Origin of the sequence: Frateuria terrea, assembly GCF_900115705.1 — a bacterium.
GTDB classification, from domain to species: Bacteria; Pseudomonadota; Gammaproteobacteria; order Xanthomonadales; family Rhodanobacteraceae; genus Frateuria_A; species Frateuria_A terrea.
The window spans coordinates 106,376-132,280 of record NZ_FOXL01000009.1 but is presented as its reverse complement, the minus strand read 5'-3'; the positions used below and the strand labels follow the sequence as shown (position 1 = coordinate 132,280).

Genomic DNA, 25,905 nt, shown 5'->3' with positions numbered 1-25,905 from the left:
GCCTCGCTTGATGCATGTGCCGCGAAAGGTGGCTCCCTCTTCCCTCCGGGGAGAGGGCCAGGGTGAAGGGCCGGGGCTCGCCTCAGTTAATCCAGAATCACCTCGTCCGCTTCTTCCCGCAGGTTATAGCGCGACGACATCACCTTGCCGTACGCCCCGGCCTGCGCGATCAAGATCACGTCTCCCTCCTGCGCCTCGGGCAACCGCCGGTCGGTACCCAGCACGTCGCCCGATTCGCAGATCGGTCCCACCACCTGGTACAGCGCCTGCGCCGGCGCATCCAGGCGCGAGAGATTCACGATCTCGTGCCAGGCGTCATACAGCGTCGGGCGGATCAGGCTGTCCATGCCGGTGTCCACGCCGAGGTAGCGCAGGCTGCCCTTGCCCTTGGTCTGGGTGACGCGCGCCAGCAGCACACCGGCGTCCGCAACCAGATAGCGGCCCGGCTCCATCCACAGCTGGTAATGCGGATAGGCGGCCTTGACCCCGCGCAGCACACGATCCAGCTCGGCCATGTCCAGCGGCGCCTCCCCGGGATGCGACGGCACGCCCAGTCCACCGCCGATGTTGAGGAAGGCCACGCTGCCGATGCGCTCGGCCAGGCTCGCCAGCTGCGCATACACCTCGCCCCAGTGCTTCGGATCGAGCACGCCCGAGCCCAGGTGCGCATGCAGGCCGCGCACGGTGACCTGGTGTGCATCGGCCAGGCGCAGGAAGGCGTCGAGTTGCTCGATGGGCAGGCCGAACTTGCTGCCGTTGCCGCCGGTTCGCACTTTTTCGTGATGGCCCAGGCCGCGGCCCAGGTCCACCCGCAGCACGACCTCGCGGCCACGGAACGACTCGCCCCAGTGTTCCAGCGGGTGCAACGCATCGAGGGTTATGGTTGCGCGCGTGGCCAGCGCCTCGGCGTAGTCCGCGTGGCGGGCGAAGTTGGGCGTGAACAGCAGCGGGGCCGTGTCCGGCACGGTCGCCAGGACGGCCCTCAGTTCGCCGGGCGAAACACACTCGAAAGCCAGACCCTCAGCGGCCAGCGCGCGCAGGATCGCCGGATGCGTGTTCGCCTTCACTGCGTAGTGCACGTGGTCGACCGCACCCAGCGACAGCATCGCCCGTGCCTGCGCGCGCACCGTGGGCAGGTGGTAGACGTAGCGGGGCGTGGCCTCCTGCGCCAGCGCGAGCAGGCGCGCGCGTTCGGTTGGGTCCCGCCACCAGGCGGCCGCCTGCTCCGCCATCTCGCCGCTGCCGTACAGCGCCTGCCAGCTCGGCCCGAACAGCGCGCTGTCGTCGGTGCGCAGGGCGCCGGCACCGATCAGCAGGTCGTGCAGATGCGGCAGCAGTTCGTCCACCACCGCTTCGTCGACGACGAAGGTCAGGTTGAGGTTGTTCGATGACTGCGAGATCAGGTGCACGCGCAGCTGGCCGAATTCCGCCAGCACGGTCGAGAGCGTGTGCAACATCGAACGCATGCCGCGGCCGACCAGGGTGATCGCCGCGCACGGCGCGATCACCTTGACCCGGCACACCTTGGCCAGGTCCGCGGCCAGCGCGGCCACCGCATCGGAGTCGAGCAGGTTCTCGGTCGGATCGAGCGACACCGTGACGTTGGTTTCGGCCGAGCCGATCAGGTCGACCGAAAGCCCGTGCTGCTTGAACTGCGCGAACACGTCGGCGAGGAAGCCGACCTGCTGCCACATGCCGACCGATTCCATCGACACCAGCGTAAGCCCCTTGCGCGCACTGATCGCCTTGACCGAAGGCGCGTGCTCGCGCACCTCCGGACCGATCACCGTGCCTTCGAGCTCGGGCCGGTTGGTGTCCTTGATCAGCAGCGGCACGCGCGGCTCGCGCAACGGCGAGAGGCAGCGCGGATGCAACACCTTGGCGCCGGTGGTGGCGATTTCCTGGGCTTCCTCGTAGTCCAGCCGCTGGAGCAGCCGCGCGCCGGGAACCTGGCGCGGATTGGCGGTGAACATGCCGGCGACGTCGGTCCAGATTTCCACGCGCTGCGCTTTCAGCAGCGCGCCGAAGTAAGCAGCAGACGTATCCGAGCCGCCACGCCCGAGCAGCACGGTCCGGCCCTGCTCCCCGCGCGCGATGAAGCCCTGCGTGATGAACACCTCGCCCTGTCCTGCCAGCCGCCCAGCCAGCGCTGCGTCGGGATGCGATTCGACCGTGGCCGAGAGCAGGCGCGTGCGCTCGTTCTGGTTGGGCAGCGCGATGGCATGCAGGCATTCGCGCGCATCCAGCCAGCGGGTCGGCAGGCCGCTGGCAGTGAGGTACGCCGCGCCCAATGCGCTGGACATCAGCTCGCCATGCGCCTGCACCTGCGCCGCCCAGGCCAGTTCACCCAGTGCGGCCGGACCGTCGGTAGCGAGCGCCGCCAACTCGGCCAGGCGCGTGGCGAGCGTGTCCGGCAGCGACAGCTGCATGTGGCCCAGCAGTTCATGGTGGCGTTGCGCGATCGCGCCGGCCGCCGCCCTGCGTTTGTCCCCATTGCCCTCGCCGCACAGCTGTTTGAGTGCGTCGGTGATGCCGGTGAGCGCGGACACGACCACCAGCACGCGGGCGCCTTCGGCGCGGCGGCTGGCAATCAGCTCACGGATGTTCTGCCAGCGCGGCAGTGTCGCGACGGACGTGCCGCCGAACTTCATCACGATCCAGGGTCTGTCTGGAGCGGGCGCGTCCGCGGAGAGCGGCGCGGGGTTTTGCGGGGTCACGAGGGCTCCATTGCAGTGGTGTCGGAAGACAATCGCGCCAGTGTTGCGCTGCGACACGTCGAATGCAATGGATTTTTGCGGGCAAGATATGGACGTTTAGCCATCCAAATGCGGCAAACCGCCAGATCGGCTCCCTCTCCCCTCCGGGGAGCGGGTTGGGGTGAGGGACGAGCTGGGCTCGGCCCTGCCTACGGACGGTCGGCCTGAGGTCATTCGCGGCGCCCGGCCGGCTCCTTCGGATTCCTCCCCTGGAAGGCAGGAACGCAAAGCAGCTTCCCGCACGCCTTGGCCCTCACCTCAATCCTCTCCCCTGAGGGGAGAGGTGGCGACCGTGTGCGCCGCGCGCACGGCTTTACTCGATAACTACGGGGATCCTGCCGATCCGCGCCTGCCACTCCTTCGGCCCGGTCTGGTGCACCGAAGTACCGGCCGAGTCGACCGCCACGGTCACCGGCATGTCCCGGACCTCGAACTCATAGATCGCCTCCATTCCCAGATCCGGGAAGCCGGCCACCCGCGAGGCCTTGATCGCCTTGGACACCAGGTAGGCGGCACCGCCCACCGCCATCAGGTAGACCGAGCGATGCTTCCTGATCGCCTCGATCGCCGCCGGCCCGCGCTCGGCCTTGCCGACCATGCCCAGCAGGCCGGTCTGCTCGAGTACCTGGTCGGTGAACTTGTCCATGCGCGTGGCGGTGGTGGGGCCGGCCGGGCCGACCACCTCGTCGCGCACCGGATCGACCGGGCCGACGTAGTAGATGAAGCGACCATTGAAGTCGACCGGCAGCGGCTCGCCCTTGTCGAGCATCTCGACCATGCGCTTGTGCGCGGCGTCGCGGCCGGTCAGCAGCTTGCCGTTGAGCAGCAGCACCTCGCCCGGCTTCCAGCTGGCCACGTCTTCGCGGGTGACCGCATCGAGGTTCACGCGGCGACCCTTGGAGGCGTCATAGGTGAGCTTGGGCCAGTGCTCCAGCGACGGCGGCTCCAGCATCACCGGTCCGGAACCGTCCAGGGTGAAATGCGCATGGCGGGTGGCGGCGCAGTTGGGGATCATCGCCACCGGCAGGTTGGCCGCATGGGTCGGGTAGTCCTTGATCTTGACGTCGAGCACGGTGGTCAGGCCGCCCAGGCCCTGTGCGCCGATACCGAGCGCATTGACCTTCCCGTACAGCTCGATGCGCAGTTCCTCGATGCGGTTCGATGGCCCGCGCGCGATCAGCTCCTGGATGTCGATGTGCTCCATCAGCGACTCCTTCGCCAGCAGCATCGCCTTCTCCGCGGTGCCACCGATGCCGATGCCGAGCATGCCCGGCGGGCACCAGCCGGCGCCCATGGTCGGCACGGTCTTGAGCACCCAGTCGACGATCGAATCGGACGGGTTGAGCATGACGAATTTGCTCTTGGCTTCCGAGCCGCCGCCCTTGGCCGCCACGATCACCTCGACGGTGTCGCCCGGCACGATCGACACGTTGATCACCGCGGGCGTGTTGTCGCGGGTGTTCAGGCGTCGCCCGGCCGGATCGGCCAGCACGCTGGCGCGCAGCTTGTTGTCCGGATGGTTGTAGGCGCGGCGCACGCCCTCGTTGACCATGTCCTCCAGGCCCATCGTCGCGTCCCAGCGCACGTTCATGCCCACTTTGAGGAACACCGTGACGATGCCGGTGTCCTGGCACAGCGGGCGGTGTCCCTCGGCGGCCATGCGCGAGTTGATCAGGATCTGCGCCATCGCGTCGCGCGCGGCGGGCGATTCCTCGCGCTCGTAGGCGGCGGCGAGGCTCGTGATGTAGTCGACCGGGTGGTAGTAGCTGATGTACTGCAGCGCGTCGGCGACGGACTGGATCAGGTCGTCTTGCTTGATGGTGGTCATGGGCGGCTTTGGCTTCGAACGCGCCGCCTTGCGCAGCGCACAAGCCGCCTATTGTGCCGCAGCCGGGCAGGCTGGACAAAAGAACGGCCGCGCGCGGCGGCCGTTGCCCGGACCGGCGAAGCGCGGATCAGAAGCGGTATTCGTAGGTCAGCATGTAGCTCCCCACGTTGGCGTCCGCGGAAACCTGCCCGGACCTTCCCTTGACGTGGTAGTTGTCGTAGCCCAGGCCAAGGCTGGCGTGGCGCGCGACGTCGTAGCCCACGGCCACGCCGCCATACCAGCCGTCGCCGTCGGCGCTGCCATCGGCGCTGGACGAGGTCACCGGATCGGCATAGCGATCGGTCACGTCCGTCGACGTCCGCAGCCAGCCGCCCCGCGCGCAGAGGAACCAGCGGTCGGCGAAGTGGAATTCGCCGATGACCCCCAGCATCCAGCCCTTCGCGTGGACGGTCACGTCCTGCAGGACCGCGTTCCCCACGCTGGACATCCGCCGCTTGCCGAGATCGGCGTAGCCGCCTTCGAGCCCGAAGTCGGCCGTGCCATGCCACAGGTAGCCCAGGCGCAGCGCCTCGGCCGTGTCCGCATCGTCCACGGCATCCACGCCGGGCATCGCCTGGCCGACGTGGTATTTCGACTGGCCCACGCCCGCATTGATGAAAAAGCCGCCCCCATCCTGCGCGAGCGAGGCAGTACACGCGCCTGCCAACGCGAGGGCGGCGGTTGCGAGCAGATACTTCTTCACGGATTCGTCCCTGATGGAAAGGCAGATGGGCGGCGGGAGCGCGTCGGTCCGCCGCCCGAGCGGGTTAGAAACGGTACTCGGCGCTGAGCGAGAACACGCCTACGTTGACCGCGCTGGTGACGCCTTCGGGCCTGGCCTTGACGTGGTAGTTGTCGTAGTTCAGGCCCATGCTGAAGTTGCGTGCAAAGTCGTAACCCACGCCCACACCGCCGTACCAGCCATCGCCCTCGCCATCCGTGCCGGCATGGCCCAGGGACTGGCCATGGGCGACATCGAAGCCGGACGCCTCGAGTTTCTCTTTGGACCGGAACCAGCCGGCACGCGCCGATACATACGCATGCTTCTCGAAATGGTATTTGCCGTTGGCCCCGAGCAGCCAGCCCGTGGCACCGAGGTCGGACTTGGAAGAGATGGTGCCGTCGCTGTACTTGGCGACCAGCTTGCCCAGGTCGGCATAGCCGCCTTCGACGCCAAGGTCGAACGCCGGCGCCACGCGCCAGGCATACCCGAAGCGCAGCGCGCCGGCGGTGTCCTTGTCGTCCAGCCTGAAGCCAAGGTCGTTGGTGCGACCGACGTGGTACTGCGCCTGGCCCACGCCGGCGTTGACGAAGAAGGCGCCGTTGGCATCGGCAGCCGCAGCGGACGCGGAGGCGCCCACGAGCGCCGCGCCGAGGGCGACGGTCAGAATCGTTTTCATGCGTTGAAACTCCCTGTTTTTTTGTCTTGTGCGATAGCCCGGCGGGGGATGCCGGGGGGCGCATTCTACGAGCCCTGCGCGGCATTCCGCTGTCGGCGATCACCTACACTCGCCGTCTCCCAACTCGCGCGGACGATGCTCGATGCCTACCTTCGACTTCCTGCAACTGGATGTATTCGCCTCGCGCCTGTTCGAGGGCAACCCGCTCGCGGTGGTGCTCGGCGCCGATGCGCTGGATGGACCGACGATGCAGCGCATCGCGCGCTGGACCAACCTCTCCGAAACCGCCTTCCTGCTGCGCCCCACGCAACCGGGCGCGGACTACCGCGTGCGCATCTTCACCCCGCGCCAGGAGCTGCCCTTCGCCGGGCATCCCAGCGTCGGCAGCGCCTACGCGGCGATCGAGGCAGGCTGCGTGCCGGCGCAAACGCAGCTGGTGCAGGAGTGCGCCGCCGGCCTGCTGCCGGTGCGCGTGCAGGGCGATGGCGCCGCACGCTCCATCCACGTGCAGGCGCCACCTGCTCGGATCGCGCACGCCGACGATGCGCTGTCCGCGACTCTCGCCAGCGCGCTGCAGACCGAACTGGATACCGGCGCCGTGCACTGCATCGACAACGGCCCGCTATGGATCGTCTGCAACCTGGACCAGGCGACGGCGGTACGCGCGCTGGTGCCCGACCTATCGGCGATCGCCAGTTTGTGCCAGGCACGCGGCGCGGTCGGCGTGAGCGTGTTCGGCAGCCAGCGCGAGGGCGATGCCGCGATGGCCGTGCGTGCGTTCTGCCCCGCCGACGGCATCCCCGAAGACCCGGTCACCGGCAGCGCCAATGCGGCGATCGGCGCGCTGCTGCGCGAGACCGGCGCACTGGCGCGTTACGGCAGCCGCTACGTGGCCAGCCAGGGCCGTGAAGTCAGTCGCGACGGGCGGGTCGAAGTCAGCGTGGACGAGGCCTCCGGCGCGGTCTCGATCGGCGGTCGCTGCGCCGTCGGCGTGCGCGGAAAGTTCACGCTGGATTGACGACCGGACGCGTCGCGCGGGCGACTCTTCCCTTCCCGCCCGCTTGGGTGCAAGCTCGGCAACGGCGTCGTCCGCAGGGGGTGCGGCGTCGATAGGGAACCATAGCCAACCATCGCACGCCCGCGGCTGTCGGCGCAGTGCTTACCAGCCCCTGTGTCCTCAAGTCGCGCGCGCATTTCAGGGAGACACCCCATGCTCGCGAAATTGCACCAGAAAGCGCTTGCCGCTTCCCTTGCCCTGTTGTTCGCCGGCGCCGCCAGCGCCGCGCAGGCGGCCAAGCCCGCCGTCGACATGGGCCTGGCCGCCACCAGCCAGACGGCCAACGCCACCTTGATTCTCAAGCTGCGCCACGAGGACCAGCTGGAAAACCTGATTCGCCAGACCGTCACGCCCGGCAACCCGAACTTCCACCGCTTCCTCACCACCCGGCAGTTCGCCGAGCGCTTCGGCGCCACCGACGCCCAGATCGCCCGCGTGCAGGCCTACCTGAAGCAGCAGGGGCTGCGCGGCGACGTGCTGGACAACAAGATGGTGATCCACGTGCAGGGCACGCTGGCGCAGCTCGGCCAGGCGTTCGGCACCTCCATCCACACCTTCAAGGATGCCGGAAGCGGCCGCACGTTCCACCGTCCGGCCCGGCCGATGGTCCTGCCGGCGGCGCTGGCAGGGACCGTGAGCGCGGTTTCTGGCTTGAGCAACGAGCACCAGTACATCTCCCATCGCCTGGCCATTCCCAGGCCGCTGTCTCCCACGGCCACCACCACGTTCGCGCCGCAGTCGGTGCAACCCAACCTCAAGCCCAGCGGCAACCCCACCGCCACCGGCATCCCCGGCAACTACACCGTGGGTGACGTGGCCAACTTCTACAACGTCAACCCGCTGTACCACCGAGGCATCACCGGCAAGGGTTCGACGATCGGCATCGTCACCCTGTCCAACTTCTTCCCGGCCGACGCGCAGGCGTACTGGGACGGCATCGGCCTGGTGACCAAGCCCAATCGCATCACGCAGGTGCACGTCAACGGCGGTGGCGCGATCAACGGGGGCAGCGGCGAGACCTCGCTGGACGTGGAGCAGTCCGGCGGCATGGCGCCGAAGGCCGACATCATCGTCTACGATGCGCCCAACACCAGCGGCGACTTCGTCGCGGCGTTCGCGCAGGCGGTCTCGGACAATCGCGCCGACAGCATTTCCACCAGTTGGGGCCTGCCGGAAATCTTCAATTTCGCCGCGCTGAACGTCGATGGTGCCTCGGTGACCGACACTACCGACGTGGGCAACCTGCGCGCCTTCCACCAGGTGTTCCTCGAGGCCGCGGTGCAGGGACAGTCGGTGTTCGCCGCCTCGGGCGATTCGGGTGCCTACGACACCGTGCGCGGCCTCGGCCACGACCAGTTCAGCGCGCCGCTGACGGTCGATTCGCCGGCGTCCGATCCCTACATGACCGCCGCCGGCGGCACGACCGTGCCCTACAGCTTTTCGTTCAGCGGCGGCCCGGTTGAATCGATCAAGCGCGAGAGCGTTTGGGGCTGGGACTACATCCAGAACTACTTCGACACCAATTTCGGCCCGGGCCTGATCGACCTGTTCTCGACCGGCGGCGGCGGCGGCGTGAGCGTGTACTGGCACACGCCGGTCTACCAGTGGTTCACCCACGGCATCCGCACCAGCGAGAAGCACCAGGAGCTGACCTTCAACGACCCGCAAGCCGGTCCCACCACCCTGCTCAAGCTGCCCGGCCATTTCCGCGGCCGCAACGTGCCGGACCTCTCGCTCAACGCCGATCCGGAAACCGGCTACATCGTGGTCTCCACCGTCGACGGCGGCGTGATCAACGGCTATGGCGGCACCAGCTTCGTGGCGCCGCAGCTCAACGGCATCAGCGCCCTGCTGACGCAGAGCCTGGGCCACCGCGTGGGCTTCTGGAACCCGCAGGTGTACTTCCTGCAGAACGTGTTCGGCTACGGCAGGTACTCGGCCTTCGACACGGTGCGCGACGGCGACAACTGGTTCTACTACGGCAAGCCGCACTACACGCCGGGCGCCGGCATCGGCACGCTGGACGTGGCCAACCTCGACGCGTTCCTGCGCGCGTTCTGATGCAGGCGGCGCGATCCGCGGACGTGCGCGGCTGAGCTTCGGCTTACCGGCGACGTTTCGCGGACGCGCCTCGGCGGGTCCAGGCCCCGTGCGGAGCGCGACGCGGCTGCACCGTGTCGCGCCCCGGCGCGGGCAACCGGACGGTGCAACCTTGCTCCCATCCCCGCGCACCGGCATGCTCCCCGCTCTTCCCGGGGGAACCGCATGAGCGCAGCAGACCAACCGAACGGCTACCGGCGCAGCCTCGGTCCATGGGACGCCGCACTGGTCGTGGTCGGCGGCATCATCGGCGGCGGCATCTTCCTCAACCCGGGCATCGCCGCGCAGCGCACGGAGTCAGGCCTTGCCCTGCTGCTGGCATGGATCGGCGCAGGCGTGCTCACGCTCGTCGGCGCACTGTGCTACGCAGAGCTGGGTGCGCGCCGGCCGCAGGCGGGTGGCACCTACGTCTACCTGCGCGAGGCGTTCGGGCCGCTGGCCGGCTTCCTGTTCGGCTGGACCATGCTGCTGGTGATCTATTCCGGCTCGACCGCGGCGGTGGCGACGATCTTTGCCAGCTACACGGTGGCGGCCTTCGCCTTGCCGGCGAGCGCGGCGCTGCCGCTGACCGCCGGCGCACTGGTGTTCGTGGCGCTGGTCAACCTGTTCGGGCTGAAGCTCGGTGCACAGGTGCAGAACCTGTTCGCGCTGCTCAAGCTGCTGGCGGTCGCGGTACTGGTGGCATGCGGGCTGTACCTGGCCGGCGCGCATGCACCGGCCGCGCTGGCGGCCGATCCGGCGCACGCCGGCGCGGGCTTCATGGGCGCGGCGCTGCCGGTGCTGTTCGCCTACTCCGGCTTCACCTACCTCAACAACCTCGCCGGCGAGGTGCACGCGCCGCAACACAACCTGCCGCGCGCGCTGCTGGTCGGCATGCTGCTGGTGATCGGCGCGTACGCGCTGGTCAACCTTGCCTACCTGGCCGTGCTCGGGCATGCGGGGCTGGCGGCCAGCACCGCGCCGGCCGCGCAGGTGATGGACCGCATGTTCGGGCCGGCGGGTGCGCGGCTGATGGCGGTGGGCATTGCCATCTCAACGCTCGGCTTCTGCAACATCACGCTGCTGGCCGGCGCGCGCGTGCTGCAGGTGATGGGCGCCGATGGGCTGTTCTTCGGCGCCGTGGCGCGCCTGCATCCGCGCCACCGCACGCCCAACGTGGCGCTGGCCGCCCTCGCCGGCTGGGCCATCGTGCTGGCGCTCTCGGGCAGCTACGGCGCGCTGCTGGACTACGCCACCTTCGGCGACTGGCTTGCCTGCGCGGTCGGTGTGGCGACGCTGTTCTGGTATCGCCGCCACGACCGGGGCGGCGCCGCCTTCCGCGTGCCCGGCTACCCGCTGCTGCCGCTGCTTTTCGTCGGCGCGATCGGTGCGGTGGTGGTCGCCACCATGCGCGACAACCCGCGCCATGCCGGCGTCGGCGTGCTGATCATGCTGGCCGGGGTGCCGGTGTACTTCGCCTGGCGCCGGCTGGGGTCACGCGGCGGGCGGTAGCGTTTGCCGGCCGGACACGGGCCGCACCCTGCGGATCACGCCCGACTGCCGCACGCAATGGCGCCAGCCCCCGGGAAGTCGGCCACAGCGGCCGAACGGCAGCTGCTTCGGCAGGCCCGCCAACTGAACGCTCCACCCGCCCCCGGCTGCCTCATCACCTGCGCGATGCCACAATAGGCGATCCACGCAAGGAGACGCTCCGATGCCGCTAGCGCAAGCCCAGGGCCTGCCGCCCGCCACCACCGGCGACATCACGCCGGAGCCGGTGCGCGAGGGCATCGACCTGACGATCAATGGCGAGCGCTTCCGGCACACCGGCGATCCGCTGATGCCGCTGTTGTGGTACCTGCGCGACGTGCTGCGGCTGACCGGCACCAAGGTCGGCGGCGCGCATGGCGAAGGCGGCTACGACCTGGTGCTGGTCGGCGGCAAGGCGGTCTCCGCGATCAAGCGCCCGATGGCCGAACTCGCGGGGGCGCGCGTCGTCACCGTCGAAGGCCTGGCCAGCGCCGACGGCAGCCTGCATCCGCTGCAGCAGGCCTTCATCGACGAGGACGCGATCGGCTGTGGCTATTGCACGGCCGGCTGGCTGATCGCCGGCATCGACCTGCTCACGCGCAAGCCCAAGCCTTCCGACGATGACATCGACAAACTGCCCAATCGCTGCCGCTGCGGCTGCCAGACGCGCGTGCGCCGCGCCATCAAGCGCGCCGCCGGGGCAAGCGCATGAGCGGCGTGATCGGACTCTCGCGCCGGCGTTTCCTGCAGGTCCTGGCCGGCACCGCCGGTGCGCTGGTGGTGGGCATCGGCGAGTCCTACGCCGACGTGCCGATTCCGCCGGCCATGCTCGGCGACGACTTCGGCGAGCTCGGCCCTTACGTGCGCATCGACCGCGACGGCAACGTGCTGATCGGCGCGCGCGATCCCGACACGGGCACCGGCACCGCCACCGCGCTGCCTCGCATCATCGCCGAGGAACTGGACGCCGACTGGACCCGCGTCAGCGTGATCCCGCTGGGCCTGGGCGTGCAGGCCAGGGACGGCAAGCCGGTGTGGACCTATGGCCACCAGCGCAGCGGCACCGGCGATTCGATCCCCGCCGCCTGGGCCGACCTGCGCCAGGCCGGTGCGCTGGCACGCTGGCTGATCACCCAGGCTGCCGCGCGGCGCCTGGGTGTAGCCGCCGACCGCCTGCGCTGCGAAGCCGGCGTGGTGATCACGCCCGACGGCCGCCGCTTCCCCTACGGCAGCCTGGTCGAAGCCGCCAGCAAGATCGATCCGCCCAACGCGCCGCTGCCGCTTAAAGCACCGCAGCGCTACACGCTGGTTGGCCGGCCCGCCGGCGACGTCGATGCGCGGCGCATCGTCACCGGCCAGACCCGCTACGCCATCGACGCGCACTACGCCGACGCGCTGGTCGCGGTGCTCACGCAGTGCCCGTGGGCCGATGGCAGCCTGGCCAGCATCGAGACTGCGCCAGCGCTGGCGATCAAGGGCGTGGTCAAGGTGGTGCCCATCCGTCCCGAGGCCGACGTGCCGCCGGGCCAAACCGCGATCGCGCCTGCGGTGGCCGTGCTCGCGGAAAACACCTGGGCGGCACTGCGCGGCCTGGCCGAGCTGAAGCTCGAATGGAAGCCGGCTGCCAACAGTGCCGCCGAAGACAGCGGCAAGATCGAGGCACAGGCCATCGCGCTGCTCGACACCGACAGCGCGCCGACCACCCGCGTCCGCGACGACGGCGATCTCGCCGCCGCCGGCCGCAAGGCCGTACGGCGCATCGAAGCCACCTACGTGCAGCCCTGGCTTGCTCACGCCACGCCCGAGCCAATGAACTGCCTGGTGCGCCTGGACAAGGACCAGGCCACGCTGGTGGTGCCGACCCAGGCGCCGCAACAGGCCTGGGCCGTGGTGCAGCGGCTGACCGGCCTGGCGCCGGAGAAGATCGCCATCGAGGTTCCCCGCGTAGGTGGCGGCTACGGGCGCCGGCTCGACCACGACTACGTTGCCGAGGCTGTAATGCTGGCCAAGGCCGTGGACAAGCCCGTGCGCTTGATGTGGACCCACGAACAGGGCCTCGCGCACGACTTCTACCGCTCCGGCACCGTGCACAAGATCAAGGCGATCGTCGGCCGCAAGCGCCAGGTCATCGCCTGGGACCAGCGCATGGCCAGCGCCTCGGCGCTCACCGGCCGCGGTGTCGCTGCCGATCGGCTGTGGAGTTCCGAGGTCGGCGCCAACCAGTTGCCCGCCGGCCTGGTCGCGAACTACCGCAGCGACTGGTACGGCCTCGCCTCGGCCATGCCGCGCGGTCCCTTCCGCGGCGAGCCGCATGTCAGCAACGCCTTCGCGGTGGAAAGCTTCATCGACGAGATCGCCCATACCCTGCGCGAGGACCCGTTGACCACCCGCCTGCGCCTGCTCGGCGAGGCCCGGCAGATTCCGCTCGCCGGTGGCGGCATGCTCGACATCGGCCGCCTGCTCAACGTACTCAAGCTGGTCACCGACCGCATCGAGTGGAAGAACTGGCTGCACAACGTCAATGGCATGGGCCTGGCCTGCTGGCACATCGACGGCGCCTACGTCGCCCACGCCGTCGAGGCGGCCATGCACGGCGACAAGCTGGAGATCGTGCGCGTCGTCTGCGCCGTCGACGTCGGCCGCGTGATCAATCCGATGGGTCTCGGAGGCCAGGTCGCCGGTGCCACTCTCGACGCGCTATCCAATGCGCTCAACCCGGCGATCACTTTCAAGGACGGCCAGGTCCAGCAACAGGGCTTCAAGGATTACCCGCTGGCCAGCATGGCGCAGCTGCCCAACGACGTCGAAGTCATCCTCGCTCCCAACGACCGCGCCCCCACCGGCGCCAGCTTCCTGGCCATGCCCAGCGCCGCCCCCGCCCTGGCCAACGCCGTCTTCCGCGCCAGCGCCGTTCGCGTGCGGCGGCTGCCGCTGATGAAGGAACTGCTGCGGTTGCTGTGAACCGCGTGCGGCCGATGCCCCCCCGGCCGCCGGGCACGTGAAAAAATCCGACGAGGCCGGACGGTGCTCAAAGGAAAGCGGTCTTCGTCCCGTCGAGTACTGGAGTTCCGGCCAATGCAGCAAGATGAAGCATGGAAACGCTCACGACAATCACCTGAACGCTCGCGCCTTGAATAGCCGCCATCCCCATCCAAAGCGCAACACCGACCCCTTTACGGCAACGGCCGGTGCCGGCGTTTTCCTGACCATTGCGGCCGGCTTCCTCCTTTTCGCAGCCCATGCCCTGACCACTGGCTGCATCCAGCTCAGGAGCAGTCCTCATGGAAAGGGGGTCGCGCACTGCCGGCCGGAAACGTCCTACTGGGTGGCGAGCATGTCGCTTATGGTGCTCGGTTGCGCACTGGTTTTCGTATGCGGCAAGCTTTTCAGGATGGCGCAGCGGCGTTCGCGCGACACTGTGGCAAGGCGCTGACCCCGCTATGGGCGAGCGCGCGTTTTCGTGCCCTGCCCTGATGAAGCGTCAGTGCTTGCCGTTCGCTCCGTGCTTGCCCGCCAGCTCGTTCGCCGCAAACCGAATCGGGAGGTTGCCATGAAGCGTGTCACCGGGATAGGTGGCATCTTTTTCAAATCCCGCGATCCGAAGGGATTGGGCGCGTGGTATCGCGACCATCTTGGCCTGGATGTGACCGACTGGGGCGGCGCCATCTTCCCATGGGGCGGCGAGGGCAGCCCGGCGGGCATGACGATCTGGAGCCCCTTCGCCGAGGACACCAGTTACATGGCGCCAGGCTCGGCGTCTTTCATGATCAACTTCCGCGTCGCCGACCTGGACGAATTGCTTGCCGCCTTGCGCTCCGAGGGCTGCAACGTCCTGGACAAGACGGAGACCTCCGCACAGGGGAAGTTCGGATGGGTGATCGATCCGGAGGGCAACAAGATCGAACTTTGGCAGCCACCGGAAGGCTCTTAGGGAGCTTTGCCAAAGCGCGACGTCGTCCACGCATCGAGTTCGGGCGTGAACGATCACTTCATGGAATAACCGGCGCGGGACAGCCCCGCCATCGAGCAGATGCATGCCGGATCAGCGAGGGAAGCCGATGCAGGATTCGATAGTCGCAGGCGCAGTGGTCTACGCAAAGGACCTCAAGCGCGTCAGCCATTTCTACGCGGAGCTGGCTGCATGGCCGGTTGTCGAGGACGAGCCGGGGCATGTGGTGCTGCAATCTCCGGCCTTCCAGTTGGTGGTCGTTGCGGTGCCGCCCGCCATCGCGGCGCGTATCGCCATCGCGTCCCCGCCGGCCCGCAGAGAGGATACGGCGATCAAGCTGTGCTTCCCGGTGGCGAGCCTGGCCGCGGCCCGCTCGGCTGCGGCCAGGCTCGGCGGGGGGCTGCTGGGCCCGGAGCGCGAATGGGAGTTCCAAGGCAGCTTCGTCTGCGACGGACACGACCCGGAAGGCAATGTCATCCAGGTCAGGGCCGGCTCGCGCTGACGCCATTCGCCACCTCCGGAGCGACCGATGGAACCTTCGCCGCAAACGCAACACAGCTTCTTCACCCGCAAGGCCTGGCCTTTCCTGATGCTGGCGCTGGGGCTGTTCAGGCTGGCGGGCTGGTTGCAGGGAGGTCGCCAGGATCCGGCGTTCCTGCTCGCCGCCGCCGGGTTCGCGTTGCTTGCTGCAGGAACGGCGATTCGCTCGCCCGCGCTGCCGGCAAGGTCGGTCGCGTGGCGGCGCCTGGGAATGGCACTGGCACTGCTGGGGCTCGCCCTGGTCCTGGTGGCCATCGCGCTGCGGCACCTGGGCCCGTCCGGCGGCGATTTTCCGCTCGGCTGATCGTCCCTCGCCGCGCTAGCGAGTCGCCGGATACGGCTTTTCCTGCAGCAGCGCTGCCAGGTGCGCCGCGTTGCACGCTTGCGTCTGGATCGCGCCGGCCAGCGCTTCGGGGGTCTGGTCCAGGTCGATGTAGTTCTTCTTGTGCATCGCTTCGCCTACCCAGTAGCTGGAGCTGCCGCCGGGAATGGTGAAGCCGACGTCCGCCAGCGCCTGGTAAAGCTCGGCGGTGACGTGGTGGGCGCCGTCTTCGTTGCCGACCACGCTGACGATGGCGACCTTGCCAAAGGTGGGATAGATGCCGTGCTCGTCGATCTCGCCGAAGACCGCGTCCAGTCGCTCGAGCACGCGCTTGGCGACGCTGCAGGGCTGGCCCATCCAGATCGGCGTGGCCAGCACGAAAATGTTCGCCTGGTCGATGCGCTTGCGGATCGCCGGCCAGGCATCGCCTGCGCCCTCATCGGTCTTTACCCCGGGCTTGATGTCATGGTCGACCGCGCGCTCGTAGGCGGTGCTGACGCCGTAACCATCGAGGGCGCGCAGCACCTGGTCGAGCAGCTTCTGCGTGGAGGACGGCTGGTCGCCGCGCTTGAGCGTGCAGTTGAGTCCGAAGGCGGAAAGCATGATGGCTCCTTGGCGCAGCTGGCCTTGCAGTCTGCGGTAAAGGTTGTCGAGCCGCGGTCAGCACAGCGGGCGCGGCGCTTTCACAACTGGCAGAAGACCTCGGCCATGGCCGAGTCGTTGCGCCTGTAGTTGCGTCCGGGCCCCTCGAAACGGCCGTCCAGCAGGGCCAGGTCGGACATCTGCCCGACGTCGAACAGCCGCTCGGACGGCTCCCCGCCGTTGACCTGGCGGCCGCGCAGCAGCTCGGTGCCGCGATGGCCCCTGCCGTGGCATTGGGGCTCCACGACGCGCAGGCTGCCGTGGTAGACGAAGCGTAGCGGGCGGGTTTCGCGGATAGCTCGATCGATGAGGGCGCTGGGCATGGGCTCGTGCTCGGGCGTGCTGCGGCTCTCTGGCGGATGGCGCCGCTGGCCGCTTGCACGCAAGCTTGGACCCGCTCGCGTGGAAACCGGGTCAGCCCGCCAGGGAGGCCGACTCGACGGGCACGGGCGTAGCGTGCAGCCACCGCCCGCGCAACCAGCGCTCGCACGGCGCCGACCAACAGCGCATCACCATCGCGCCGAGTCCCCAGCACAGCGCGAACGCCGGCAAATACCACAGCAAACCCAGGCGCGCGTCGGCTCCGCTCCACCGGTAGAGACGCATGACTGCGAACACTACGAACATATGGCTGAGGTAGATCTCGTAACTGAGCCGCCCCCAGCTGCACAGCCAGCGCAGGGCGCCCGGCACGCGCGGCGGCCGGCCGCGGAAGCCGAGCAGCAGCGACAGGGTCGAACCGGTGAGGACCAGCATCACCCCGTCGTGCAGCAGCGGCCACAGCCAGTGGCCGCCCAGCGTGGAGGCTGCCAGGCCGATCGCACCGCCCCAGCACAGGATGCGGCAAGTGAGCGGCGGCACGCGCCCGCCACGGGCGAACCACAGCGCGCCTAGGACGCCGGTAGCGATCGCGGCCATGCCCGGCAGGTATGCCTTTTCCTGCCAGATCTCGTTGCCGTCCAGCGCCGCCCGCGCCCATGGCAGCGACAACGCCAGCGCGAGCAGCAACGGCACCAGCACTCGCGTGCGCCGCACCAGCAGGCAGGCCAGCGGAAAACCGAGGTAGAAGACCTCCTCGATCGACAGCGACCACAGCACGTCCCAGCCGCCCGGCAGGTAGCCGGTCTGGCCCTCGTACCAGTTGAGGTGGAGACCGGCTGCGGCAAGCAAGGCGCGCCCGAGCGACTGTCCCGGACGATGGATCGTGTAATCGGGAAGGCCCAGGCCATGTAGCACGGCGAGCACCGCCAGCAACGCGCCCAGGCAGGGCACGATGCGCGCGAAACGTCGGGCGTAGAACGCCTTCGGCGCGATCTGCGCCAGGCTGCCCCAGCGCTCCAGCGCATTGCCCGCGATCAGGAATCCCGAGACCACGAAGAACACGAACACCGCTTCGTAGCCGTTGTAGTTGAGCGCCTGCAGCAGCCGCACCGGCAGCACCTCCGCCAGCGCGGAGGCCTTCAGTGGAATGCGCATCGGCAAGCCCAGGTGGTTGAGCAGCACGAACACGATCGCCAGCCCGCGCAGCAGGTCGATGCCCGCGTTGCGCTGCAGCCCGGCTGCCGGCGCCATCGGTGTCGCCAACGGCTCAGGCATCGTGCGCGGTGGCCCGGCTGTCCTGCGACACGCCGTACAGGTCCTCGACCTGCAGACCGACGCAGGCGAAGCGCGCGCTGGCCCAGTCGATCTTCCAGGGAATGGCCCGGCCCGGCTCGAGCAGCGCGCTGTACACGGCGCTGTCCAGCTCCAGCGCTTGTTCGCTTACGTCGATGCCCGCTCTCCTCCGGTCTGGCTGTGGCGCCCGCTCAGGCGCCAGGCGTATGCAGCTCACCCTCGTCCTTCAGGCTGAACGGCGTGAAATGGGTGTGCTCGTCGAAGGTATCCACGCCCTCGCGCGACTTGAGGAAGCCCACGACCGCGTAGGTGAGCGGCGTGAACACCACCTCCACCATGACCTTCATCGCCCAGTTGAAGGCGATCACCTTGAAGATGGTCTGGCTCTCCCAGATGCCGGTGAAGGCAATCGGGTAGAAGGTCAGGCTGTCCACGCCCTGCCCGACCAAGGTGGAGCCGATGGTGCGCGTCCACAGCCAGCGCCCGCGCGTCCATAGCTTCATGCGTGCCAGCACGAAGGAGTTGGCGAAGTCGCCCAGCCAGTAGGCGACGATGGAGGCCAGCGCGATGCGCCAGGTACCGCCAAAGACGATCTCCAGCGCCGGCTGCAGCTGCGCATTGAACGGCTCGCCGGGACTCGGCGGCATGTGGATGATCGCCTGCGACATGGCGGTGGCGAACAGCATGGCGCCGAAGCCGGCCCAGATGGCCCGCCGCGCGCGGGCGTAGCCGTACACCTCGGTGAGCACGTCGCCGAAGATGTAGCTGGCCGGGAAGAACAGGTTGCCGGCGCCGAAGGACAACGCACCGAGCACCGGCAACGTGATCGTGCAGACCTTGGCGGGCCCGATCAGGTTGGAGCACAGCAGCACGGCGACCATGCCGCCGACGAGCAGGTCGTAGTAGCGAAAGCCGCGCATCGGCGCGGTGGATCCGGATGCTTGCATGGGGCCCCCTTGGCTAGGAGGCAGAGGATAACCGCACCGGGAGGGCGAGGCTCTTGGCTCCCCTGCCCGGAAGGGAAAGGGAGCAGAGCGGTGCTGCTAGTCGGCCAGATCCGCGCCGGGGAACAGCACGTCGGTGAAGCCGAACTTGGAGAAGTCGGTGATGCGCGAGGGATACAGCCTCCCGATCAGGTGGTCGCATTCGTGCTGCACCACGCGGGCGTGAAAACCTTCGGCGGTGCGGTCGATCGGCTCGCCCTTCGGATCGATGCCCTGGTACCGGACCAGCGTGAAGCGGCTCACCGCGCCGCGCAGGCCGGGCACCGAAAGGCAGCCTTCCCACCCTTCTTCCATGTCCTGCGAAACCGGCGTCACCAACGGGTTGAGCAGGATGGTGCGCGGCACGGGCGGCGCGTCCGGGTAACGGTCGGCGTGGTCGAAGCCGAAAATGACCAGCTGCAGGTCGATGCCGATCTGCGGTGCGGCCAGGCCCACGCCGCCGGCGGCTTCCATGGTGTCGAACATGTCCTGGATCAACGCGTCCAGCTCGGCGCTGCCGAGCATGCTGGCGGGCACGGCGGGGGCGATGCGCAGCAGGCGGGGATCGCCCATCTTGAGGATGTCGCGGATCATGTGTGGCCCTCGCGGTAAGCGTGCTGTGAGAGGACTGCGGGCGTGGCTGGCCGATTGCAAGAGCGGCTTCGAGGGCCGCTTTCCATGATGCCACGCTGACTCGGGGCGTCCTTCCCCCCTGGGAAGAGGACGGGGTGAGGGGCATTCTTGCGAAGAGTTCCGCAAGCGCTTGGCCTTTCGTTCCCACGCTTCTAACGAATTTTCGCCAGCCCCAACCCCTCATCCCTCTCCCCCGAGGGAAGAGGGAGCAAGGCGCGCGCTGCCGGCCGGGAGCGGCCGTCAGCGGCTGCCGAAAACCTTTTTCAACAGCTCGGTCGTGCGTGCGGCAGGGTTGTGGCGGATGGCCTGTTCCTGCTCGCCGATGACGGTAAACAGCCCATCGAGCGTCTGCGCGGTGACGTAGTCGTCCAGGTCCAGCGGGTGGCGCTGGTCGTTGCCGCCGCTTAGTGCACCGAGCACGCCGCCCAGCCCGTTGCCCTGGCCGGCGGTGAACGCCTTGTACTTGCGCGTGACGCCGACGCTCTCGGTTGCCTGCGCCACGATCGGGTGGATGCGCGCGGCCAGTGCGTCGCCGGCGACGCGGCGAAAGAAATCGGTGGCGGCGTGGTCGCCGCCGGTGAGGATGCCTCGCGCGTCCTGGAGCGTCATTTTGCGGATGGCGTCGCCGAAGATGTCGGCCACCTGCGGCACGGCCTTTTCCGCGGCGCGGTTCATGCTGAGCTGGAAGGCATCGACCTTGGCCCCCTGGCCGAGTTGGCGTGCCAGGTCGCCGACCTGCTGCAGCTTGCCCGGCAGCGGGATGCGCACCTTGGCGTTGCCCCAGAAACCGTCGGTGCGGCCGAGCGAATTGATCGCACGCGTGGTGCCCTTGGCGAGCGCTTCCTTGAGGCCGGCGGCGATGTCGCTGCTGGGCAGGCTCGACGCGCGCGAGGCATCGCTGGCGTGGGTGCCCTGCTTCAGCTGCTTGAGCAGGTCGTCGAGCTGGCCGCTGGCGGCGACCGGCAATGCGGTGGCGGCCAGCAGCAGGCCGAGGCAGGGGGTGCGCAGGTGCATGGTGGATCTCCGCTGGGACCGGCCGAGTTTACGCGCGCGACGCGGGACGCACGCGTGTTCGCGGACCGGGTTCGCGCTCGCGCGAAAGCTCCCGGCCCGCTCCCGTGAACGCCAATGCTGACACGCGGCGGCACGCCATCTCGCTGGCTCGCCTGGCAGGCATTGACCGCCCACCGCCACGGGGACGACCCTTGCCGGCACCTGTCCAGGAGAAGCCCATGCACACCCGAGCCTCCGTTCCGGCCAGCCCCGCGGCAAGGATCCTGTGGGTTTCCATCGCCCTCGTCGGCGCGTTTTGCCTCGGCGTGGTGGCGCTGCGCCGGGGCGAGCCGATCAACGCCATCTGGCTGGTCGCCGCGTCCATGGCGGTGTTCGTGATCGGCTACCGCTTCTATGGCCGCTTCATCGAGCGCTCGGTGCTCCGGCTCGATCCGACTCGCGCGACGCCGGCCATGCGCCATCCCGACGGACTGGACTACGTGCCGACCGACAAGTGGGTGGTGTTCGGCCACCATTTCGCCGCGATCGCCGGCGCTGGCCCGCTGGTAGGTCCGGTGCTTGCTGCGCAGATGGGCTACCTGCCGGGTACCTTGTGGATCCTCTTCGGCGTGGTGTTCGCCGGAGCGGTGCAGGACTTCATGATCCTGGCGCTGTCGCTGCGCCGCGACGGCCGGTCGCTGGGGCACATGCTGCGCGAGGAGCTGGGGCACGTGCCGGGCCTCATCGCCATGTTCGGCGTGCTGGTGCTGATGATGATCGTGCTGGCGGTGCTCGCGCTGGTGGTGGTCAAGGCGCTCACGCACAGTCCGTGGGGCACCTTCACCGTCGCGGCGACCATCCCGATCGCGTTGCTGATGGGCGTGTTCCTGCGTTGGCTGCGGCCGGGACGGATCCTCGAGGTGTCGATCATCGGGCTGGCACTGCTGCTGGCCGCGATCTGGTTCGGCCGCCACGTGGCCGGGTCGGCCGCGCTGGCGCCGCTGTTCGACTTCGACGCCAGGGCGCTGGCGTGGCTGCTGATCGCCTACGGCTTCTGCGCCTCGGTGCTGCCGGTGTGGCTGCTGCTGGCGCCGCGCGATTACCTGTCGACGTTCCTCAAGATCGGCACCATCGCGCTGTTGGCCTTGGCGATCTTCCTGGCCGCGCCGACGCTGCAGATGGCCGCGGTGACGCGATTCATCGATGGCACCGGGCCGGTCTTCCAGGGCAACCTGTTCCCGTTCCTGTTCATCACCATCGCCTGCGGCGCGGTGTCGGGCTGGCATTCGATCATCGCCTCGGGCACCACGCCCAAGCTGCTCGCCAACGAAGGCGAGGCACGCATGGTCGGGTACGGCGGCATGCTGATGGAGGCGTTCGTGGCGATCATGGCGCTGGTGGCGGCCGCGTCGCTGCACCCGGGCGTGTACTTCGCGATGAACTCGCCTGCGGCGCTGATCGGCACCACCGCCGAACACGCGGCGCAGACGATCAGCCAGTGGGGCTTCGTGGTCACCCCCGACCAGCTCACGCAGACCGCGCGCGACATCGGCGAGTCGAGCGTGCTCTCGCGGGCTGGCGGTGCGCCCACGCTGGCGGTCGGCATGGCGCGGCTGCTGCACGAGATTGTTCCCGGTGGCGGCATGATGGCGTTCTGGTACCACTACGCGATCCTGTTCGAGGCGCTGTTCATCCTCACCACCGTGGACGCGGGCACGCGCGTGGGCCGCTTCATGATCCAGGAGATCGCGGGGCTCATCCACCAGCCGCTGCAGCACACCGAATCGTGGACCGGCAATCTGCTGGCGACGGCGATCTGCGTGGGGCTTTGGGGTTATTTCCTGTACCAGGGCGCGGTCGACCCGCTGGGCGGCATCAACACGCTGTGGCCGCTGTTCGGGATCGCCAACCAGATGCTGGCGGCCATCGCCCTCATGCTCGCCACCGTCGTGGTGGTCAAGCTCAAGCGCGAGCGGTACGTGTGGGTGCCGGGCATCCCCGCGCTGTGGCTGGTGGTCTGCACGCTGTCGGCCGGGTACGAGAAACTGGCCGGTCCGATCAGCTTCACCGCCGCGGGGCAGAAGTATGCCGCCGCGATGGCCGAGGGGCGGCTGCTGGCGCCGGCGAAGAACGCGGCCGAGATGCAGCGCATCGTCACCAACAACTACGTGGACGCGGCGCTGACCGGTCTGTTCGTGCTGCTGGTGCTGGCCATGGCCGGCTTCGGAGTGCGTACCATCGCGCGCGCCTGGCGGATCAACCATCCGACCACGCACGAGGAGCCGTACATGCCGCTGGATGCCACCAGTGGGAGCGCACCATGAAGCGCTGGCTGCGGTCCGCCTGGTCGCGCGCCGTGCAGACGGCGCGGCTGTGCTGCGGCGTGCCCGACTACGACACCTACGTGCGCCACCTGCGCGACCATCATCCCGACCGTCCCGTGCCGAGCTACGCGGCGTTCTTCCGCGAGCGGCAGGAAGCGCGCTACAAGGGAACCGGCGGACGCTGCTGCTGAAGCGGTCCGTATCGGACCCGGTCCACCTTGCCGCAACGTGCGGGCCGAAGCCGCGCTAGGGCACCTCATGGTGGATGCCTTCGGCTTCCAGCGCCGTGCCGCGCTTCGGCGCCAACTCCACCAGGTACATCGCGCCCAGTACCAGCGCGCCGCCGGCCAGCATGCGCCAGCTCAGCGCATCCACGCCCAGTGCCACGGCGAAGCCGGCCGCGAAAACCGGCTCGGTGGTCATCACGATCGCCACGCGCGCGGGTGGCAGGTGCGCCTGCACCCAGGTCTGCACCAGCATGGCACCGGCACCGGCGACCAGCGCCATGTACAGCACCGCGATCCACGCCGGGCCGTCCGGCGGCAACGACGGCCCCTGCGGCAGGGTCGCGAGCAGGCAGATCACGGCGATCGCCGCTACCTGCACCGCCGACATGCCGACCGCATCCGCCTCGCGCGACCAGCGCCCCAGCCCCAGGATGTGCAGCGCATAGAGCGCCGCCGAGGCCAGCGTCAGCCACACGCCCAGGTCGATCGACACGCCATGCAGCGACAGCAGGGCCAGCCCGCCGGTCGCCAGCGCCACCGCCAGCCAGACCACGCCGGCGATGCGCTCGCGCAGCAGCAGCCAGGCGAGGATAGGCGTGAACACTACGTACATGCCGGTGGCGAAGCCGCTGACGCTGGGCGCGATCAGCTTCAGGCCCCAGGTCTGCAGCAGCTGGCCGACACCGTAGACGACGCCCAACAGCAGCGCACGGCCAAGCTGCCGGCGTTCCAGCCGCCATACGGGACGCGCGAACAGCACCAGCATCGCCAGCGCCGCGATGGCAAAGCGCACGGCGAGGAAATCGACCACGCGCATGCGCCCGACGACGTCCTTGATCAGTACGAAGGTCGAGCCCCATACGGCGGTCAGGGCGAGCAGGCCGACGGTGGCGGCCAGGGTGCGCGGGCGGGCGGGGTCGGTCATGGAAAAATGAGGTTACGCGGCACGGCGCGCTGCCCTGGCCAGGCGCCACAGCTGGCCCGGCACCTGCACCGCGAAATGCCCCCAAATGCCCAGCCAGACGATGCCGGCCAGCAGCGGGTTGCGCGCAGCCGGATCGAACTTGCGGAACCATCGCCACATGCCGCGATGCTTGTGCCGGCTGACGAACACCGGCCGGTGCCGGCTCGAGCCGCCCTTGCCATGCAGCACGCGCACGTCGCCGGCCAGCAGCACGGCGTAGCCGGCATCGCGCGCGCGCCGGCACAGGTCGAGGTCTTCGCAGTGCAGGAAATACGCCTCGTCGAAACCGCCGAGCTGCTCGAACACCTTGCGCGGCAGCAGCATGAGCGCACCGGAGACGGCTTCGGCATCGACCACCTTCAGCGGTATTTCGCCGTCGATGTTCATGCCGCCGCGCGCGCCGACCAGCGTCGCAAGCGCGTGGCGCAAGAGCGGATCACGGCGGTACGAGGCAGGGTCCGGCGTGCCGTCCGCCGCACATACCACCGCGCCGACGATGCCAGCCTCGGGATGCTGGTCGAGGATGTCGAGCATGCGCGTGAGCGTGTCCGGTTCCAGCAGGCAATCGGGATTGAGCACCAGCAGGTGTTCGCCCCGCGCCACCGCCGCAGCGCGGTTCACCGCCGGACCGAAGCCGAGGTTGGCGTGGTTGTAGATCACCTTCAGCCGCGGCTCGCCCGCATGCGCACGCTCGATCGACTGCGGCACGCCATCGGTCGAGGCGTTGTCGATCAGGATCAGCTCCAGCGGCAGCACACTGTCGAGCACCCGCTGCGCGCAATCGCGCAACGAGGCGCCGCTGTCGGCGCACACCACGATCACGCTGACCGGCAGCATCCGTGCAAGGGGAAGGGGAGTGGACACCGCGCAAGTATGAGGGAGGCGCGGGGTCGGGAGAACCGGGTGGGGGTTTCCCGCGAGCCCCGGCCCCTCACCCCAGCCCTCTCCCTGGCGGGGAGAGGGAGCCGTTCATCGCGCGGCCACGCATCTCGCCATTGCTCTTGCTCCTGCCCTTATGCTCTTCTGAGAAGTGCGCGAAGGAAGCGCGCGGCTCTTCCCGGGGCCCTATGGCGCGGCGGGCGGGTGGCGGATCAGCCCGGAGGGTGGCCGGCAGGACGCCGGCCAGTTTTTCGTCGGGGCAGGAGCCCGTCGAAAAACCCCGCCGCCCGACCGCGAAGGGCAGGATGCCCGCAGGGCGCGCCATCGGGGTACCCTTTCTCTTGGTTACTTCTCTTAGGGCAAGCAAAGAGAATTAACTCGGGCGCCTAAGGCGGCCGAAAGCTCTTGCAACGCAAGCTCGAGACGAACCCGGCCCTTCACCCCAGGCCGAGAACTTCGCGCCAGGCCATCGCCGGCCCGGCCCCACGCGCGAACCACGGCCCGTCGTGCCAACCGCACAGCTCCCAGCCACGCAGGCGATAGCTGCGTCCACGGTCGCGATCGACCAGCACGACACCGTGTGAAGTGCACGCGACGAACCAGCGGCCCTCCGGGCTGAACGACGCGAGCGGCTGCACGCGCTCCACCGTCGTGCCGTCGCCCAGCACATAGCCCCCGGATTCCCACCGCGCCACGCCGCCGCGCGGGTCGGAAGATGCCACTTCGATCCATTCGGGTGACGTCAACTCGACCACCACCGCCCCCGGCCCGATCGGCGCCAGCGCCAGGCTTGGCCAGTCGCGCAGATCCGGCTGCGCGACCTGCTCGCGCCGCCCACGATCGAGCCACGCCTCCAGGCCCGCCAGCAAGGTGAAGCCGGCCAGCGCCCCGAGCAGGGCCATCGCCCACGCCAACGCATCGCCTCCGAGCGCGCCTTGCACGGCGAACAACACACCGGGCAGGCCCCAGCGCAACGCCAGGCGCAACAACGGCCCGTGGCCCTCGAGCCGCTCGGCGGCAAACAGCAGCGTTGCGGCGATCGCCAGCAGCAGCGGCAATCCCAGCCACCATGGCAGCAACGCCAGTGCCAGCAACCAGGCCGGCGCGTAGAGCCAGCGGGCGGTCGCGCCCGCTTTCACTGGCCAT

The 25,905-nt window shown here is 69.0% G+C and carries 25 protein-coding genes; 10 read left to right on the top strand and 15 right to left on the bottom strand.

The genetic code is table 11. The features are described 5' to 3' along the window. Nucleotides 1-86 precede the first annotated feature (86 nt). From BMZ38_RS15710 to BMZ38_RS15695, 4 genes are all read right to left on the bottom strand, one after another. A complete protein-coding gene (locus BMZ38_RS15710; protein WP_425431894.1) occupies nucleotides 87-2,657 on the bottom strand; it encodes a bifunctional aspartate kinase/diaminopimelate decarboxylase in 2,571 nt (856 codons plus the stop codon). A 412-nt stretch (nucleotides 2,658-3,069) separates the two neighbouring features. Beyond that, on the bottom strand, nucleotides 3,070-4,584 hold the full coding sequence (locus BMZ38_RS15705; RefSeq protein WP_091339914.1) for a fumarate hydratase: 1,515 nt from the start codon (nucleotides 4,582-4,584) through the stop codon (nucleotides 3,070-3,072). 127 nt (nucleotides 4,585-4,711) lie between these two features. Next, nucleotides 4,712-5,326, bottom strand: a complete 615-nt coding sequence (locus BMZ38_RS15700; RefSeq protein WP_091339911.1) for an outer membrane protein — start codon at nucleotides 5,324-5,326, stop codon at nucleotides 4,712-4,714. A 64-nt stretch (nucleotides 5,327-5,390) separates the two neighbouring features. Further along, nucleotides 5,391-6,023, bottom strand: a complete 633-nt coding sequence (locus tag BMZ38_RS15695) for an outer membrane beta-barrel protein (RefSeq protein WP_091339908.1) — start codon at nucleotides 6,021-6,023, stop codon at nucleotides 5,391-5,393. Nucleotides 6,024-6,165: 142 nt separating this feature from the next. On the opposite strand from BMZ38_RS15695, the gene BMZ38_RS15690 reads away from it, so the two are divergent. The 5 genes from BMZ38_RS15690 (at nucleotide 6,166) to BMZ38_RS15670 (ending at nucleotide 13,650) form a co-directional block, all read left to right on the top strand. Then, nucleotides 6,166-7,041 carry a PhzF family phenazine biosynthesis protein gene (locus tag BMZ38_RS15690; RefSeq protein WP_091339905.1) on the top strand — a complete coding sequence of 292 codons (876 nt, stop codon included), beginning with the start codon at nucleotides 6,166-6,168 and terminating at the stop codon, nucleotides 7,039-7,041. Between the two features lie 192 nt (nucleotides 7,042-7,233). Further along, a complete protein-coding gene (locus tag BMZ38_RS15685; protein WP_091339902.1) occupies nucleotides 7,234-9,141 on the top strand; it encodes a S53 family peptidase in 1,908 nt (635 codons plus the stop codon). Nucleotides 9,142-9,345: 204 nt separating this feature from the next. Then, on the top strand, nucleotides 9,346-10,671 hold the full coding sequence (locus BMZ38_RS15680) for an APC family permease (RefSeq protein ID WP_091339900.1): 1,326 nt from the start codon (nucleotides 9,346-9,348) through the stop codon (nucleotides 10,669-10,671). Between the two features lie 202 nt (nucleotides 10,672-10,873). After that, nucleotides 10,874-11,401 (top strand): (2Fe-2S)-binding protein, encoded by a 528-nt coding sequence (locus BMZ38_RS15675; protein ID WP_091339895.1) that lies wholly within the window; start codon nucleotides 10,874-10,876, stop codon nucleotides 11,399-11,401. After that, nucleotides 11,398-13,650 (top strand): xanthine dehydrogenase family protein molybdopterin-binding subunit, encoded by a 2,253-nt coding sequence (locus tag BMZ38_RS15670; protein ID WP_091339893.1) that lies wholly within the window; start codon nucleotides 11,398-11,400, stop codon nucleotides 13,648-13,650. Before BMZ38_RS15675 ends, BMZ38_RS15670 begins: the two co-directional genes overlap by 4 nt. Before the next feature lie 67 nt (nucleotides 13,651-13,717). Here BMZ38_RS15670 and BMZ38_RS17655 read toward each other — a convergent pair whose 3' ends face one another. Beyond that, nucleotides 13,718-13,972: a hypothetical protein gene (locus BMZ38_RS17655; RefSeq protein ID WP_139202455.1), complete on the bottom strand. Its 255-nt coding sequence runs from the start codon at nucleotides 13,970-13,972 to the stop codon at nucleotides 13,718-13,720. Between the two features lie 267 nt (nucleotides 13,973-14,239). Here BMZ38_RS17655 and BMZ38_RS15665 point away from each other — a divergent pair, with 267 nt between their 5' ends. From BMZ38_RS15665 to BMZ38_RS15655, 3 genes are all read left to right on the top strand, one after another. Further along, on the top strand, nucleotides 14,240-14,620 hold the full coding sequence (locus tag BMZ38_RS15665; protein ID WP_091339890.1) for a VOC family protein: 381 nt from the start codon (nucleotides 14,240-14,242) through the stop codon (nucleotides 14,618-14,620). A gap of 103 nt (nucleotides 14,621-14,723) precedes the next feature. Next, entirely contained in the window at nucleotides 14,724-15,140 is a 417-nt protein-coding gene (locus BMZ38_RS15660; protein ID WP_091339887.1) for a VOC family protein, read from the top strand. Nucleotides 15,141-15,167: 27 nt separating this feature from the next. After that, the gene (locus tag BMZ38_RS15655; RefSeq protein WP_091339885.1) at nucleotides 15,168-15,482 is read left to right on the top strand and encodes a hypothetical protein; all 315 of its coding nucleotides are present in this window, start codon (nucleotides 15,168-15,170) and stop codon (nucleotides 15,480-15,482) included. A 15-nt stretch (nucleotides 15,483-15,497) separates the two neighbouring features. On the opposite strand, the gene BMZ38_RS15650 is transcribed toward BMZ38_RS15655, so the two are convergent. From BMZ38_RS15650 to BMZ38_RS15625, 7 genes are all read right to left on the bottom strand, one after another. Continuing rightward, nucleotides 15,498-16,103, bottom strand: a complete 606-nt coding sequence (locus BMZ38_RS15650) for a flavodoxin family protein (protein WP_091339882.1) — start codon at nucleotides 16,101-16,103, stop codon at nucleotides 15,498-15,500. 80 nt (nucleotides 16,104-16,183) lie between these two features. After that, nucleotides 16,184-16,465: a hypothetical protein gene (locus tag BMZ38_RS15645; protein ID WP_091339879.1), complete on the bottom strand. Its 282-nt coding sequence runs from the start codon at nucleotides 16,463-16,465 to the stop codon at nucleotides 16,184-16,186. 91 nt (nucleotides 16,466-16,556) lie between these two features. After that, nucleotides 16,557-17,714, bottom strand: a complete 1,158-nt coding sequence (locus tag BMZ38_RS15640) for an acyltransferase family protein (protein ID WP_245747319.1) — start codon at nucleotides 17,712-17,714, stop codon at nucleotides 16,557-16,559. Nucleotides 17,715-17,730: 16 nt separating this feature from the next. Further along, nucleotides 17,731-17,973 carry a hypothetical protein gene (locus BMZ38_RS17840; protein WP_139202456.1) on the bottom strand — a complete coding sequence of 81 codons (243 nt, stop codon included), beginning with the start codon at nucleotides 17,971-17,973 and terminating at the stop codon, nucleotides 17,731-17,733. Then, nucleotides 17,948-18,703 (bottom strand): queuosine precursor transporter, encoded by a 756-nt coding sequence (locus BMZ38_RS15635; RefSeq protein ID WP_091339876.1) that lies wholly within the window; start codon nucleotides 18,701-18,703, stop codon nucleotides 17,948-17,950. Before BMZ38_RS15635 ends, BMZ38_RS17840 begins: the two co-directional genes overlap by 26 nt. Before the next feature lie 96 nt (nucleotides 18,704-18,799). Then, the gene (def, locus tag BMZ38_RS15630) at nucleotides 18,800-19,333 is read right to left on the bottom strand and encodes a peptide deformylase (RefSeq protein WP_091339873.1); all 534 of its coding nucleotides are present in this window, start codon (nucleotides 19,331-19,333) and stop codon (nucleotides 18,800-18,802) included. Nucleotides 19,334-19,612: 279 nt separating this feature from the next. Further along, the gene (locus BMZ38_RS15625) at nucleotides 19,613-20,386 is read right to left on the bottom strand and encodes a DUF4197 domain-containing protein (protein WP_091339870.1); all 774 of its coding nucleotides are present in this window, start codon (nucleotides 20,384-20,386) and stop codon (nucleotides 19,613-19,615) included. 218 nt (nucleotides 20,387-20,604) lie between these two features. Here BMZ38_RS15625 and BMZ38_RS15620 point away from each other — a divergent pair, with 218 nt between their 5' ends. Continuing rightward, nucleotides 20,605-22,689, top strand: coding sequence for a carbon starvation CstA family protein (locus BMZ38_RS15620; protein WP_091339868.1), 2,085 nt, complete (start codon nucleotides 20,605-20,607; stop codon nucleotides 22,687-22,689). Then, the gene (locus BMZ38_RS15615; RefSeq protein WP_091339866.1) at nucleotides 22,686-22,880 is read left to right on the top strand and encodes a YbdD/YjiX family protein; all 195 of its coding nucleotides are present in this window, start codon (nucleotides 22,686-22,688) and stop codon (nucleotides 22,878-22,880) included. The genes BMZ38_RS15620 and BMZ38_RS15615 overlap by 4 nt, the downstream gene beginning before the upstream one ends. Before the next feature lie 55 nt (nucleotides 22,881-22,935). Here the strand turns inward: BMZ38_RS15615 and BMZ38_RS15610 are convergent, their stop codons facing one another. The 3 genes from BMZ38_RS15610 to BMZ38_RS15600 all read right to left on the bottom strand — a co-directional run bounded on the left by BMZ38_RS15610 (nucleotide 22,936) and on the right by BMZ38_RS15600 (nucleotide 25,898). Then, nucleotides 22,936-23,841 (bottom strand): DMT family transporter, encoded by a 906-nt coding sequence (locus BMZ38_RS15610; RefSeq protein ID WP_091339863.1) that lies wholly within the window; start codon nucleotides 23,839-23,841, stop codon nucleotides 22,936-22,938. A 12-nt stretch (nucleotides 23,842-23,853) separates the two neighbouring features. Beyond that, nucleotides 23,854-24,717, bottom strand: a complete 864-nt coding sequence (locus BMZ38_RS15605; RefSeq protein WP_091339857.1) for a glycosyltransferase family 2 protein — start codon at nucleotides 24,715-24,717, stop codon at nucleotides 23,854-23,856. Between the two features lie 479 nt (nucleotides 24,718-25,196). Then, on the bottom strand, nucleotides 25,197-25,898 hold the full coding sequence (locus BMZ38_RS15600; protein WP_091339855.1) for a hypothetical protein: 702 nt from the start codon (nucleotides 25,896-25,898) through the stop codon (nucleotides 25,197-25,199). Nucleotides 25,899-25,905 lie beyond the last annotated feature (7 nt).